Here is a 14,111-nt window from a genome sequence, read left to right as displayed (position 1 = left end):
GAGTAAAAATGTCATCAAACTACCTATGCTCTCTATATACGAGGATTACAAAAGAATATTAAAAGTTTCAAAATTGCAATATATTAAATAAAAAATAAAATATACTAATTAATGTCCATTAATCCGAAATTAATCACCACAATAAAAATATCAATAAATTAAAGTTAATTTAAAAAAATATTCCTAAGCAAGGCCGATTTAATCCTTCCGGGAAAAAAAGAAGACGGCATTTCACCCTCTTCACCGCATATTGTCTAGACAGGCAAGGCAAAAATTCAGGGATTGGGCGCGGCAGAGTTTTTAGTGAACGAAAATATTACCTGCGCTTTCATTGCAGTTACCGCGGCATGAAGATTCATGTTGCTCATCATGAAAATATGTGCGGCCGCACAAAAAAATAATTAAAATGCAACTTGTTGTTATTTTCAAATATTGCAAGTATTAAATTGACTTGCAACTTGTGCCTAGGTACAGTCAATCGTCGTAAAGTTTTCAAAACATAACTATTAACTTACAGCACAAGGGAATCGACAATGTTGAATGAAACAGTTCTAGCGCGTTCAGTCAGGCTCATATGCGCAGGCAGTATTGCGCTCACCATGCACTCCGCATTTGCTCAGACACAAGAGGAAAACGTCACCAAGGTGCAAGTCACCGGTTCGCGTCTGGCCTCGCCAAATGCCGTATCACCATCCCCTCTGCAAATTCTGACGTCGGCCGATATCGCCGCATCGGGCGCCACCAACCTGCAGGAACTGTTGCTGAAAAACCCAACCTTGGGCGCGCCGAGCATCAGCCGCACCAACTCCAATTTCCAGACCGCCAGCGTCGGCGTCGCCACGGTTGACCTGCGCAACCTCGGCACGTCGCGCACCCTGGTGCTGGTCAACGGTCGCCGTTTTGTCTCCGGCGTGCCAGGTGAATCCGCCGTCGACATGAACACCATCCCGACCGACTTCATCGAACGTGTCGAGTTGCTGACCGGTGGCGCCTCCGCCGCCTACGGTTCGGACGCCGTTGCCGGTGTGGTCAACATCATCCTGAAGCGTAACTTCAATGGCGTACTGGTAGACGCATCGCTGGGCCAAAGCGACTACCACGATGACTCGAAGAAAAAACTGGCAGTGACCTTCGGCACCAACAGCGCCGATGGCGCCAGCAATATCATGGGTCACTTCGGTTACTCGAAGCAAGGCGCCGTTTACTCGCGCAACCGTCCTGGCACCGCCGTCGACAACCAGTCGAGAGCGTTGGTCACCGGCGAGGCAAGCGACATCTTCAACTTGCAAACACCATTCTATTCGGGTATTGCACCGCAGGGCCGCTTCCTGTACGGCTCGGGCCCCACGGCCGGCAACTTTACCTATGACAAGGCTGGCAAGGTCATTCCTTGGAATACCAACGGCTCGGCCACCCAGGCAGCCACTGGTTTCAACCGCAATGAATTCCGTACGATCGCCGTGCCAACCGAGCGCTTCCTGCTTGCCTTGAATGGCAATCATGCCTTCAATGAAGACCACAGCGCCTTCTTCGAAGGTACGTATTCCTCGACCAAAGTAACATCGCGTACCGAGCCTTTCGGCCTGCAAGCAGTCAACATTTTCCCAGGCGGCTCCGTACCAACGGGCTCCATGGTGAATGGCGCTTTCCAGCGTAATCCACTGGTGCCGCAATACCTGTACGACCGCGCCACCGATACCGACGGCGATGGCATCCGCGATTACTCGTTCTCGCGCCGCCTGTCCGAAGTGGGCACGCGTGGCAGCACGGCGGAACGCGATACCTTCCGTCTGGCGACCGGCTTGAAAGGCACGATCAAGGACTGGAACTATGAAGCCTTCGTGTCGTACGGCAAGACCAAGGAAGCACAGAATTCCACCGGCCAAGTCAATGTCATGAGCTTCCGCAATGCGCTGCTGGCAATCCCTGACGGCAAAGGCGGCGTACAGTGCGCAGATCCGATTGCACGTGCGCAAGGTTGCGTACCGATCAATATCTTTGGCTACAACTCGATTTCGCCTGAGGCCGCGAAGTATGTGGCTGCGCCAGGTTCGCTGATCACCTCGACCACGCAAAAAATTGCTGGCGGTAACTTGAGTGGCGAATTGTTCCAGTTGCCAGCGGGTAAAGTCGGCCTGTCCGGCGGTTTCGAATGGCGTCAGGAAGAATCGAGCAGCGTCGCTGATGCGCTGACGCAGGCAGGTCTGAACGCCGGCAATGCCGCGCCACCGACCTACGGCAAATTCAATGTCAAGGAAGCCTACCTGGAAACACTGGTGCCGTTGCTGAAAGACAAGTTCCTTGCCAAACAGCTGGACTTGCGCGCCGCCTACCGCGTGGGTGACTACTCGACGGTCGGCCACACCAACAGCTGGAACACGGGCCTGGAATGGGCGCCAACGTCGGATGTAAAATTCCGCGCCACGCGTTCGATTTCGACGCGCGCACCGAATATCAACGAACTGTATTCGCCAGCGAAGCAAACATTCCCACCGGGCATCTCCGATCCGTGCAAAGGCGTCACCTTGACGTCCAACACCGAGTTCTCGGCAGGCTGCCGCGCGACTCCTTCCGTGCTGGCCAATATCCAGGCGAACGGCGTCTTCACGCAAACGCAGTCTGACCTGCAAGGCATCAGCGGCTATGATCGCGGCAATCCTGATCTGAAAGCCGAACAAGGCCGCTCGACCACCATCGGCGTCGTCGTGACCCCGCGTTCGATCCCAGCGCTGAGCAAGTTCACCTTCACGGCGGACTACTTCGACATCAAGATCTCGGACGCCATCGTCGATACCCCGCGCCAGTACGCCCTGAGCCAATGCTACGGCGGCGGCAATCCAGCATTCTGCAGCTTCATAACGCGCCGTACGGCGACCAGTGGCGGCAACAATATCGGTACGCTCAGCTACATTGATTCGGCAGCATCGAATAGCGGTGGTCTGGGTACCGAAGGCGTCGACTTGACCGCTTCGTGGGCAGATATGGTTGGCCCAGGCCGGCTGAGCGCCAAAGTGCAATATACGCACGTCAAGGAAGGTTATGTCATCCCGCTGAAAGGCGAAGACAAGGATCCGTTTGCCGGTGAAGTCGGTGCAGCCAAGAACAAGGCTAACCTGAACCTGGCCTACAAATGGGGCAGCCTCGGCATCAGCAGCACCACGACCTACATCGGCCGTTCGGCGCTGGATGACCAGTTCTTGGCACAGTTCGACCTGCCAGCGAACTCGGTAAAAGTCGGTTCGCGCACTTACCAGGACTTCCAGCTCACCTTCGACGTGAAGAAACAGGTTCAGCTGTACCTGGGTATCGACAACGCCTTCGACACATCGGCACCTCCGATTTACAGTGGCTTGCCAGACAACTCCACCGGCACCAACACCGATGGAGGTACGTATGACCCGATCGGCCGCCGCTACTATGTCGGCATGCGCGTGACGCTGTAATCCTGCTACGGATGGAGAGCGCCAGCGCTCTCCATCCTCTCGCAACAACGGCGCGCTACGGTGCGCCGTTTTCTTTTCCGATGAAGAAAATATAGGAATTGGACATGAAGAAATTATTACTTTTGCTGGCAGTCTGTGGTCCTGTCTTGGCAGACGATGCGGCGACCTTGCGCTGCCGCACGCTGAGCGACGGTGCGGCACGACTGGCCTGCTATGACGCCATGCCCGTCGGCGGCCCGGCAGTGGCGACCATGCCTCTCACCGTGGAACAACAAAAACAGGCGTTTGGCATCGAAGGCAGGCAAAAGCGTGCCGTCGATGCCATGCCGACGCCGCAGCTTGCCAGCCTCAGCAGCCATATCCCGGGCAAGTTCGATGGCTGGCAGCCGGGCCAGACCATTACCCTGGCCAATGGCCAGCGCTGGAAGGTGGTTGACGGCAGCGATGGCGTGGTGGTCGGCAAGGATTTGAAAGCGACCCTGGTGCGCGGCATGCTGGGCGCCATCTACCTCGATATCGACGGCGCCTCGCGCTCGCCCAAGGTGGTGCGTATCCAGTAGGAGAAGTGCGCCGCGTCCTTTTGAAAAGTGTCATACGGAAATAGCCCACGACAGCGGCAGGGCGTATGATGGTGACAACTACAGCCCCGTCAAACGAAACAGTCTTCCATGCCCTTGCACTACCTGTCACGCCTGAGCGGCGCCAGGCGCGACCAGCGCGCCAATCTGCAGCTGGGCTGCGTGCTGGCGCTTGTGGCCGGCGCCGTGAATGCGGGCGGCTTTCTCGCCATCGGCGGCTATACCTCGCACATGACGGGCATCGTTTCGGGTATGGCGGACGACTTGGCGCTGGGCAATATCACGCTGGCCCTGGCCGCCCTGGGCGCGTGGCTGGCCTTTGTCAGCGGCGCGGCCGTGACCGCCATCATGGTGAACTGGGGCAAGCGGCGCCGGCTGCACAGCCAGTTCGCCGCCAGCCTGCTGCTGGAAGCGGCCCTGTTATTGCTATTCGGCCTGACGGGCAATTACCTGGCTGCCATGCCCGACGTGCTGGGCCCCGTCACCATCTTGCTGCTGTGCTTTGTCATGGGCTTGCAAAACGCCATCATCACCAAGATTTCGGGCGCCGTCATCCGCACCACGCATGTGACTGGCCTGTCCACCGATATCGGCATCGAACTGGGCAAGATGGCGTATTACAACCGGCGCCACCTGCCGGACCGGATGGTGAAGGTCAACCGCGGCAAGCTGAGAACGCACAGCCTGCTGATCGCCTGCTTCTTCATCGGCGGCGTCAGCGGTGCCCTGGCCTTCAAGCACATCGGCTTTCCTGCCGCCACCATCATCCTGGCCGGCGTGCTGACCCTGCTGTCCGGCGTGCCCGTGCTGCGCGACTTGCGCGTGCTATGGCGCTTCTATCGGCGCCGTTTTTAATCATACGGACGAAAAAAACGCCCCGAAGGGCGTTTTTTCTCAGGCGGTCAAAAAATTACTTGGCCGACATCAGTGCGACGGTGGTGTCGAGCATGCGGTTCGAGAAACCCCACTCATTGTCGTACCACGACGATACTTTCACCAAACGGCCCGACACTTTGGTCAGGGTCGAATCGAAATTCGACGAGGCCGGGTTGTGGTTGAAGTCGATCGACACCAGCGGTTCGGTCTGGTACGTCAGGATGCCTTCCAGGGCGCCTTCCGAAGCAGACTTCATCAGGGCGTTGACTTCTTCCACGGTGGTGTCGCGCTTGGCGATGAAGGACAGGTCGACCAGCGAGACGTTGATGGTCGGCACGCGAATGGCGAAACCGTCCAGCTTGCCATTCAGCTCAGGCAGGACCAGGCCCACGGCGGCAGCGGCACCCGTCTTGGTCGGGATCATGCTCATGGTGGCCGAACGGGCGCGGCGCAGGTCTTCATGCATCACGTCGGACAGCACCTGGTCGTTGGTGTAGGCGTGCACGGTGGTCATCAGGCCCGTTTCGATGCCGATGGCATCGTTGAGCGGCTTGACCAGCGGTGCCAGGCAGTTGGTGGTGCAAGACGCATTGGAGATGACGGTGTCCGTTGCTTTCAGCACTTGATGGTTCACGCCGAACACGACGGTCGCATCGACGTCCTTGCCGCCTGGTGCCGAAATGATGACTTTTTTCGCGCCGCCCTTCAAGTGAGCCGAAGCTTTCTCTTTGGTGGTGAAGAAGCCCGTGCATTCCAGCACGACATCCACGCCCAGCTCGCCCCATGGGATTTCAGCAGGATTGCGCTGTGCGAATACGCGGATCGGATCGCCATTGACGATCATGTTGTCGCCTTCGACAGTGACCGTGCCCGGGAACTTGCCGTGCGCGGTGTCGTAGCGGGTCAGGTGGGCGTTCGATTTGGCATCGCCCAGGTCGTTGATGGCAACGATCTGGATATCCTGTTTCTTGCCGCCTTCATAGAAAGCACGCAAGACATTACGGCCGATGCGGCCGTAGCCATTGATTGCAACTTTGATCGTCATACTCTGCTCCTGATTAAAAAAGAAGGTACATGCACGCCCCCGGCGAGTACCTCGCCAGGACCGTTAAAAATCAATATTAGCCGGCGATAACCGCTTTGACCTTGGCGACGACATTGTCGACCGTGAAGCCGAAGTGCTTGAACAGCACGCCGGCCGGCGCCGATTCGCCGAACGTGTCGATACCGACCACGGCGCCTTCCAGGCCCACGTATTTGTACCAGAAGCTCGTCACACCCGCTTCGATGGCCACGCGCGGCACGCCTTTGGTCAGCACGCTGGCCTTGTAGGCGGCGTCCTGGCGGTCATACACGTCGGTCGATGGCATCGACACCACGCGCACAGCGATGCCTTCGGCCGCCAGCGCGCTGGCGGCGGCAACAGCCAGTTCCACTTCGGAACCGGTAGCGATCAGGATCGCTTTGGCGTCCGCCACGTCGTTCAGCACATAGCCGCCGCGATAGATGTTGTCGATCTGTTCGGCACTGCGCTCCTGATATGGCAGGTTCTGGCGCGAGAAGATCAGCGTCGACGGGCCATCCTTGCGGCGCACGGCGGCGCCCCAGGCAGCAGCCGACTCGACGGTATCGCACGGACGCCAGTTGTCCAGGTTCGGGATCAGACGCATCGACGAGACGTGCTCGACCGATTGGTGCGTCGGGCCGTCTTCGCCCAGGCCGATCGAATCGTGGGTGAACACGAAGATCGAACGCAGCTTCATCAGGGCAGCCATGCGCAGCGCATTGCGGCTGTAGTCAGAGAACGTCAGGAACGTGGCACCGAACGGGATGTAGCCGCCGTGCAAGGTGATACCGTTCATGATGGCGCTCATGCCGAATTCGCGCACGCCGTAATTGATATGGTTGCCAGGCTGGCCCGAACGCACGGCCACGCATTCTTTCCAGTTGGTCAGGTTCGAACCGGTCAGGTCGGCCGAGCCGCCCAGGAATTCCGGCAAGGACGAAGCCAGTGCCTGGATGGCGTTCTGGCTGGCCTTGCGGGTGGCGATGTTTTCTTTCTTCTCGACGCAGGAAGCGATGGCGGCGCTCAGGGCCGCTTCGAATGCCTGTGGCAACTCGCCCTGCATGCGGCGGGTCAGCTCAGCGGCTTGCTGCGGGAATTCGCGGGTGTAGGCGGCGAAGCGCTCGTTCCAGTCCGCTTCCAGCAGGGCGCCTTGTTTCTTGGCATCCCAGGCTGCGTACACGTCGGCTGGCATCTCGAACGGTGCGGCATCCCAGCCGATGTATTCGCGTACGGCAGCGATTTCCTTGTCGCCCAGCGCAGCGCCGTGGACCTTGTCGCCGCCTTGCAGGTTCGGCGAACCCTTGCCGATGATGGTCTTGCAGCAGATCAGGGTTGGCTTCGATGCGGTCTTGGCGGCGGCGATGGCGGCAGCCACGGCGGCAACATCGTGGCCATCGACGGCGCGGATGACATTCCAGCCGTACGCTTCGAAGCGGGCCGGGGTGTCGTCCGTGAACCAGCCTTCGACTTTGCCATCGATAGAAATGCCGTTGTCATCGTACAGGGCGATCAGTTTGTTCAAGCCCAGGGTGCCGGCCAGCGCGCACACTTCGTGCGAAATACCCTCCATCAGGCAACCATCGCCTAGGAAAGCATAGGTGTAGTGATCGACGATATCGTGGCCAGGCTTGTTGAATTCAGCGGCCAGCAATTGCTCCGACAGGGCCATGCCGACGGCGTTGGCGATGCCCTGGCCCAGCGGACCAGTGGTCGTTTCCACGCCTGGCGTGACATCGACTTCCGGGTGGCCCGGGGTTTTCGAATGCATCTGGCGGAAGGCCTTGATGTCATCCATCGACAGGTCGTAGCCCGTCAGGTGCAGCAGCGCGTAGTGCAGCATGGAGCCGTGGCCGTTCGACAACAGGAAACGGTCGCGGTTCTGCCATTTTGGATTGGCGGGATTGTGGCGATAGTGACCACTCCACAGGGCAACTGCGATCTCGGCCATGCCCATCGGCATGCCTGGATGGCCGGAGTTGGCCTTTTGTACAGCGTCCATTGCCAGTGCGCGGATCGCATTGGCCATTTTGGTAGTCGGGAGCGTAGTTGTCATGATGGTGTGGGTCAGTCGCGAGTTTGGGATTCGTTTGCAACAGCACGGACAAGAAAGAACCCAGGCCGGCTGCTTTATGTAGTCAACTATTTTACCAGACTGGGGGGCTGCAAATTAGAATTGCGGCGTACTGGCCCGCCAAATGGCTATACTTTGACGTCTTTCCACCCCACTTACCCCCCGTTGAGGATTTGCATGCCGCGTTTTTTCTGCCCCCAGCCGCTCGTCGCCGGTGCCACCGTCTCCCTGCCGGAGGCTGTCGCACACCATATCCAGGTCGTGCGCCTGGCGCCGGGCGACCTCATTACCCTGTTCAATGGCGAAGGCGGCGAAGTGCAAGCGAGCCTGGTGACGGTGGCCAAGCGCAGCGTGACGGCCGAGGTACAAGCCCACGTGGCGCGCGAAGCGGAACTGCCCTACGCCGTGACCCTGGCGCAAGCGCTGCCGGAAGCATCGAAAATGGACTGGATCATCGAAAAAGCCATCGAACTGGGCGCGGCAGGCATCGTGCCGCTGTCGGCGCAGCGTTGCGTCGTGCGCCTGTCCGCCGAACGGGCCGAGAAAAAACTCGCGCATTGGCAAGGCATTATCGTTTCCGCTTCGGAACAATGCGGGCGCAACCGCCTGGCGCAGCTGGCGCCATTGCAGGATTTTAATAGCTGGAGCAGCCAGCAAGATTTACCGAATGACAACAATAAGCGCATCATCCTGACGCCGCGCGCGGAACAGTCGCTGACCGACTGGGCGCGTCACCAGCCGCCACAGGCGATCACCGTGATGGTGGGGCCGGAAGGCGGGTTTACCGAGGCGGAAGAAAAAGCCGCCATCGCGGCTGGCGCCATCGGCTTGGCTATGGGGCCGCGCATCCTGCGCACGGAAACGGCAGGCCTGACGGCGCTGGCCACGCTTGCGGCGTTGTGGGGCGGCATGTAGGCACAAGCCAGATGCCGGCGTGCTTGCAGCAAGGCTGCCCGCATCGCATTCCCCTCAACCCGCAGGTTGGATTCCCCTGCGCCGCCGCGCTCTTCCAGCAGTTCCGTAAGTCGATACCCCTTACACACATAAAAAAATCTATGGTCGCCCTCCTTTTTGCAAGCTGATTTTGTATGATGTGAGTAGGCTTGCTTAAATCTATCCGGCGTCTGATTGGAAAAAGTTCTCCGCGCCCCGATGAGAGTCGCGCCTGTCGGTCCCGAAAACCCGCTCGGCTTTCACAGCCGATTTTTTAGCCAGGGTATCCGGCAGGCCGGTGTGCCGTTCACGTCATCCAATGTCAGCATTCGCAAAACCAGGCAGGTGTGCTGTAAAACGGTGAGTCTGGGAGGCCCTCATGTTGTCATGGGGGCCTCTTTTATTTCAAATTCGGTATGGTGGGCCGCGATGCCCCATGCCATGCGCGCCAGTTTGTTGGCCAGGGCGCACGCCACCACATTTGAGTGGCGACGCGTGAGCATGGAGCGGATCCATTGCGCCAGCTGTCCGCGTTGGCGCTCCAGTTTCTGCATGTAGGCCCGCGCGCACGGCACCAGCAGGTGCCGCAGATTCTTGTCGCCGCGCCTGCTGATGCCCAGCAACTTGTTTTTACCACCGGTGCTGTACTGGCGTGGCACTAGCCCGACGGCAGCGGCTAAGTCACGCCCGCAGCGGTAGTGCTTGCCGTCACCGACTTCGGCGACCAGCACGCTGACGGCGATCGGTCCGATACCCGGTATCGTCATGAGCCGCTGGCCAAGATCATCTTCAGTTACTTGTCGGGTCAGGTCCTTCTCGATCTCGGCGATCTACTGGTCGAGGTACTTGAAATGGGCATGCAGTCGCTCCAGCACTTGTACCAGCCGTGCTGGCAGGCGCTGTTCTGCCAGCACGGAAGGCAAGCGTTTGATCGCCGCGTGGCCGACAGGCAAGCTGATACCGAACTCCAGCAGAAAGCCGTGGATTTTCTTGCTCGCCTTGACACGCTCGCGTACCAGCGATTCGCGCGCGCGGTGCAGCACCGAAAGCGTCTGTTGAGCCTCGTTCTTGTATGTAAAAAAACGCATGGCGGGACGGCTGGCCGCCTCGCAAATGGCTTCGGCATCGATGAAGTCGTTCTTATTGCTCTTGACGAAGGGGCGCACGAACTGCGGCGAGATCAGCTTGGCCTCATGACCAACGCCGGCCAGTTGCCGGGCTATGAAGTGCGCTTCAGCGCAGGCCTCCATGACGATGGTGCAGGGATGAAAAGTGGCGAGAAACGCGATCAGTTGTGGGCGGCTGAACTTCTTGCGCAGCAGTGTTTTACCTTGGCGATCCTGTCCGTGGACATGAAAGCTGTGTTTGCCGAGATCGATGCCAATTAGCATGACGTTTTCCATGATGGCCTCCTTCAGAAATGAAAACACCCTATAAGTTTAGTAACTTATAGGGTGGAGGGTGACCATATCATTACCCGCCAGGCGAACCTGGTGGGTTATTTCAGACATTCATCCCATGCTCCTTGCGGAGCGCGGAATTAGAAGGACTGGTTGTAGCGCACGTAGACGAAACGGTCGATAGGCGCGTTAGGATCGACGGCCGACGCGGACGAAATATTTACGCCAGCGCTGGTTGCTGCGTACATCAGGCGTGGAGCACGGTCAAACAGGTTGTTCGCGCCGACCGAGATCTGACCTTTCCAAGGCGTTTTATACGCCACGTTCAGATCAATGTAGGTGGTCGAACCACGCTTGTTATAGCCGCCGCCGTCATAGCTGACGCCTTGATCATCAGGATTAGAGCATTGGAGTTCGGAGTCCAGGCACACATCCTTGACGCCGCTGGTGTAACGCGCGGTCAGGGTCGAGCTCCAGTTACCCATCATCCAATCCAGGCTGACGTTCGACTTCAGACGGGCATAGGTAAACTCGCCTGCGTACTCTTGCCAGTCGGTAGTAGCGCTAGCTTTTTGCTTGAACGAACGCAGGACGGTCGATTCCGTACGAATAGCGAAGTTACCGTATGCGGTACGTGGCAGGCGGTAGCCCAGGCCAATGTCGAAACCTTCGGTCGACAGTTCGCCCTTGTTGATCGTACCGCGCGACAGGCCGGTGATGGCACCAGTCGAGTTACGCACAATATCGCCGCAGTACTTTTGCAGGCCTTCGACGACGCAGTTGTTGATGACTTCAGCAGCGGTCCAACCGGAGATCTGGTCTTTCACGCTAATCTTGAACCAGTCAAGGCTAGCCGACAGGCCTGGCACGAACGATGGGTTGTAAACGAATCCCAAGGTCTTGGTTTTTGCCGTTTCTGGCGTCAGCGTATCGTTACCCACGCCGGTTTGGAAAGGCACGGTCGATTGTGCGCCACCGGCTGGTACTGCAGCGCCGGATTGTGCCAACTGACGGTAGCCTGCCGGGACGCCGGTGGCGGCGCAATTCTTAGCAACGGCTGGGTTGCGTGCGGCCAAGCCCCAACGGCTGTCGCATGGGTCGAGGTAGGAGTCGAAGCTTTGACCACCGCCACCGAAGGTATCGCCCAGTGCAGGTGCGCGGAAGCCTTCAGCCCAAGTACCACGGACCAGCAAGTCGTCAACTGGTTTCCACATGACGCTGGCTTTGCTGTTGGTCGTCGAACCAAAGTTATCATAGTCGGAGTAGCGCGAAGCCAGATCCAGCGACAGCAGCTTGGCGAAGCTTTGACCTTTCAGCAGAGGGATGTTCGCTTCCAGGTAAACTTCTTTCACCGAATAGCGACCCAGGGTCGTGTTTGCAGCCAGATCGGTCGAATAACCAGACTGATCGAATTGGCCCGGACGGTCGTAGCCGCGCACGTCGCGCTTCTCGATACCGCCAGCGAAGCCAACCGCGCCAGCTGGCAAGGTGAACAGTTCACCGGAGACATCCGCCGTGATGCTGTTGACTGTGCTGCCGTAGGTGCCTTGGCCGTTAGCCGAAACATATTTCCAGGCTTCCGGGTTCGACACGGATGGGCCACCCAGAATGTTGAAAGGCGTACATTGCGAAAGTGGAATCGGGCTCGCTGCCGTACCGCACTGTACCTGGCCAGCACCATTCATGAACGATGGCCCCAGGGCTTTCTTAAGGTTCAACAGATTCAGGTTGCCGGTACTCAGGTTTTCGCCTTTGAGCGAATTGTGGTTGTAGCCAGCGCTCCAGTTCCATGGCAGGCCGCGCAGCGTGAATTGACCTTCCAGCGTTGCATCGATGTGCAAGGTCTGGTTGTTATTTTCGGTGATACGCGGCTGCTCGGTCGTGCGGCGGGCGAAGAACAGGTCCTGGCCCTTGCCAGCACCGGCGACTTGGTTGCCGTATGGGTTGAAATAGCTATCTTTGTCGATATACACGCCATAATTAGGCTGCGACAGGCTGTTCAGCGGATAGCCAGCGACCTGGCGCGTCGAGCTGCGCTCGGCGTACATGGCCGTCGTCGTGAAACGCAAGTCGCCTGGCAGTTCGATCGTACCCTTGGTAAAGATCGAGGTCAGCTTGGTCGGCGACTGGAACATCATCTGCTGCGACGAGTTGTACTTGTCATCGTTCGAGTTGGCGAAATTATGATAGTTCGCCGGGTTGCGCGAGTCCGCGCCAACGCCATTACCATCAAAGCCGCCGGTATGGTTCAATATCTTATTGAAACCGCCATTTGCAGCAACGGTATTGCTGGTGCCGGCAGCAGTAACTGGCGTGATGCGGCCCCATGGCGCGGCGCCAAAGCCCTGACCGAAGAAGTCGCCCGTACCGTAGCTTTGCGAGGTGATGTCGCGCGTCTTGGCCCATACTGGCTCAGTCTTGCTATGCGAAATACCAAACATCATTGAGGCTTTTTCGGCATTCGCGCCATACGACAGCGAGTAGTCTTCGGTCTTGCCGTCGCCTTTTTCGTTGATGCCCTTGTAGACGCTGATCTGGGCGCCTTCAAGGCGTTTTTTCAGAATGATGTTGACCACGCCGGCGATTGCATCGGAACCGTAGATCGACGATGCGCCGTCTTTCAAAATGTCAATGCGTTCGATCATGGAGGACGGTACGGTCGACATGTCGGTGTAGCCGTCAACCGATTGCGTCCAGCGCTTGCCATTGACCAGCACCAACAGGCGGTTGGCGCCCAAGTTGCGCATGTCGATGTATTGACCGCCTTGTTCGCGGTTCGAGGTCAGGACGGCGCCCTTGCTGAAGGCTGGCGTACCCGCCGAAGTCATTTGATTCAGAATATCGCCAACGGTGATAAGACCTGTCGCCTGAATTTGCTGAGCGGTAATTTTTTGAACAGGCTGCGCTGTTTCCAGGTCTACCTGGCGGATCCGCGATCCGGTAATTTCCACGCGCGTTGGCGCCTCAGCTGCAGCTTGCGCTTGGGCAAAAGCCGTCAGCGAGTTCAATGCCATTGCGACTGCAACGGCAATCTTGGTACGTTGGTGCATAAGTTCTCCGATAAAATTATACCTGCTGATCTAGTCAGGCTCTTGTAAACATAAAATTATGTTTAATGTCTTTCTTCCGGCGCCGTCGGCCGTGTATCCAGCCGTTTATCGCTTTATGAGCGAGCTTGCGTCGTCACTCTGACATCTCGCCATCAAACCATTTTCAAAGCAGCACTGTCAATAATACTCAAAAACTAATTCATCCAAGAAACAACACTTTTTCGATGCCAGCGTTTTAATTTGCTTCCCCGAAAAATATATTGCTACACTAATTTTAAAATAAATGTGCGCCAGCGTAGTGCACCTTGGCCTTCGCCGTGCTTTATCCGCCATTTCCTAGTGCGCCGCTATTGCATGCGGAAAGCGCGCCACAGCGCTGGGTGCCCCCACCAAAAAAACCTCCGGCGCTGGCGCAAAACCGGCGCTCGCGCAGCGACCACTTCTCTTGCGCACCAAACTGGCACACTGCAGCAACGCCGCTCCTGTGCGTCTCCAGCGTGGCCAGGCATGGCCAGATCCGCTGGCGCCAGCAACAGCAAACGAGTCGTTGTAAAATCACAACAACAATGAACTAGTACTATCAAAAGCCCATATTTTGCTCTACATTACTAGCCTGCTTTCAAAGAAATAGCGACGCTGCAATGCAGCATGTGTATTTATTAGATGTAGTTATTGATGCACACAAAAGTTAATT

At 57.7% G+C, this 14,111-nt stretch carries 7 protein-coding genes and 1 pseudogene; 4 read left to right on the top strand and 4 right to left on the bottom strand.

The window, feature by feature from the left end:
• Positions 1 to 599 precede the first annotated feature (599 nt).
• The 3 genes from ACQ4WS_RS09870 (at position 600) to ACQ4WS_RS09860 (ending at position 4,876) form a co-directional block, all read left to right on the top strand.
• Positions 600 to 3,443, top strand: a complete 2,844-nt coding sequence (locus ACQ4WS_RS09870; protein ID WP_436475788.1) for a TonB-dependent receptor domain-containing protein — start codon at positions 600 to 602, stop codon at positions 3,441 to 3,443.
• Between the two features lie 104 nt (positions 3,444 to 3,547).
• Positions 3,548 to 4,003, top strand: coding sequence for a hypothetical protein (locus ACQ4WS_RS09865; protein ID WP_436475786.1), 456 nt, complete (start codon positions 3,548 to 3,550; stop codon positions 4,001 to 4,003).
• A 108-nt stretch (positions 4,004 to 4,111) separates the two neighbouring features.
• Positions 4,112 to 4,876: a YoaK family protein gene (locus tag ACQ4WS_RS09860; protein ID WP_436475784.1), complete on the top strand. Its 765-nt coding sequence runs from the start codon at positions 4,112 to 4,114 to the stop codon at positions 4,874 to 4,876.
• A gap of 55 nt (positions 4,877 to 4,931) precedes the next feature.
• Here ACQ4WS_RS09860 and gap read toward each other — a convergent pair whose 3' ends face one another.
• Together gap and tkt are read right to left on the bottom strand one after the other, a co-directional pair.
• Positions 4,932 to 5,942, bottom strand: coding sequence for a type I glyceraldehyde-3-phosphate dehydrogenase (gap, locus tag ACQ4WS_RS09855; protein ID WP_436475782.1), 1,011 nt, complete (start codon positions 5,940 to 5,942; stop codon positions 4,932 to 4,934).
• A gap of 76 nt (positions 5,943 to 6,018) precedes the next feature.
• Positions 6,019 to 8,016 carry a transketolase gene (tkt, locus tag ACQ4WS_RS09850; RefSeq protein ID WP_436475781.1) on the bottom strand — a complete coding sequence of 666 codons (1,998 nt, stop codon included), beginning with the start codon at positions 8,014 to 8,016 and terminating at the stop codon, positions 6,019 to 6,021.
• Positions 8,017 to 8,211: 195 nt separating this feature from the next.
• Between tkt and ACQ4WS_RS09845 the strand changes: the two genes are divergently transcribed.
• A complete protein-coding gene (locus ACQ4WS_RS09845; RefSeq protein WP_436475779.1) occupies positions 8,212 to 8,949 on the top strand; it encodes a 16S rRNA (uracil(1498)-N(3))-methyltransferase in 738 nt (245 codons plus the stop codon).
• Positions 8,950 to 9,344: 395 nt separating this feature from the next.
• Here the strand turns inward: ACQ4WS_RS09845 and ACQ4WS_RS09840 are convergent.
• Positions 9,345 to 10,370: pseudogene (locus ACQ4WS_RS09840) on the bottom strand (IS110 family RNA-guided transposase).
• Between the two features lie 137 nt (positions 10,371 to 10,507).
• Positions 10,508 to 13,417, bottom strand: coding sequence for a TonB-dependent receptor domain-containing protein (locus tag ACQ4WS_RS09835; protein WP_436475777.1), 2,910 nt, complete (start codon positions 13,415 to 13,417; stop codon positions 10,508 to 10,510).
• Between the last annotated feature and the right edge of the window lie 694 nt (positions 13,418 to 14,111).

Origin of the sequence: Janthinobacterium leeuwenhoeki (assembly GCF_051380795.1) — a bacterium.
In the GTDB taxonomy this organism is placed as follows: Bacteria; Pseudomonadota; Gammaproteobacteria; order Burkholderiales; family Burkholderiaceae_D; genus Janthinobacterium.
This window is presented reverse-complemented; position numbering and strand designations above follow the sequence as displayed.

Bases quoted from the DNA above. Each gene is read 5' to 3' on its own strand.
- ACQ4WS_RS09870 (WP_436475788.1), top strand. From the start codon at position 600: ATGCACTCCGCATTTGCTCAGACACAAGAGGAAAACGTCACCAAGGTG.
- ACQ4WS_RS09865 (WP_436475786.1), top strand. From the start codon at position 3,548: ATGAAGAAATTATTACTTTTGCTGGCAGTCTGTGGTCCTGTCTTGGCA.
- ACQ4WS_RS09860 (WP_436475784.1), top strand. From the start codon at position 4,112: ATGCCCTTGCACTACCTGTCACGCCTGAGCGGCGCCAGGCGCGACCAG.
- gap (WP_436475782.1), bottom strand. From the start codon at position 5,942: ATGACGATCAAAGTTGCAATCAATGGCTACGGCCGCATCGGCCGTAAT.
- tkt (WP_436475781.1), bottom strand. From the start codon at position 8,016: ATGACAACTACGCTCCCGACTACCAAAATGGCCAATGCGATCCGCGCA.
- ACQ4WS_RS09845 (WP_436475779.1), top strand. From the start codon at position 8,212: ATGCCGCGTTTTTTCTGCCCCCAGCCGCTCGTCGCCGGTGCCACCGTC.
- ACQ4WS_RS09835 (WP_436475777.1), bottom strand. From the start codon at position 13,417: ATGCACCAACGTACCAAGATTGCCGTTGCAGTCGCAATGGCATTGAAC.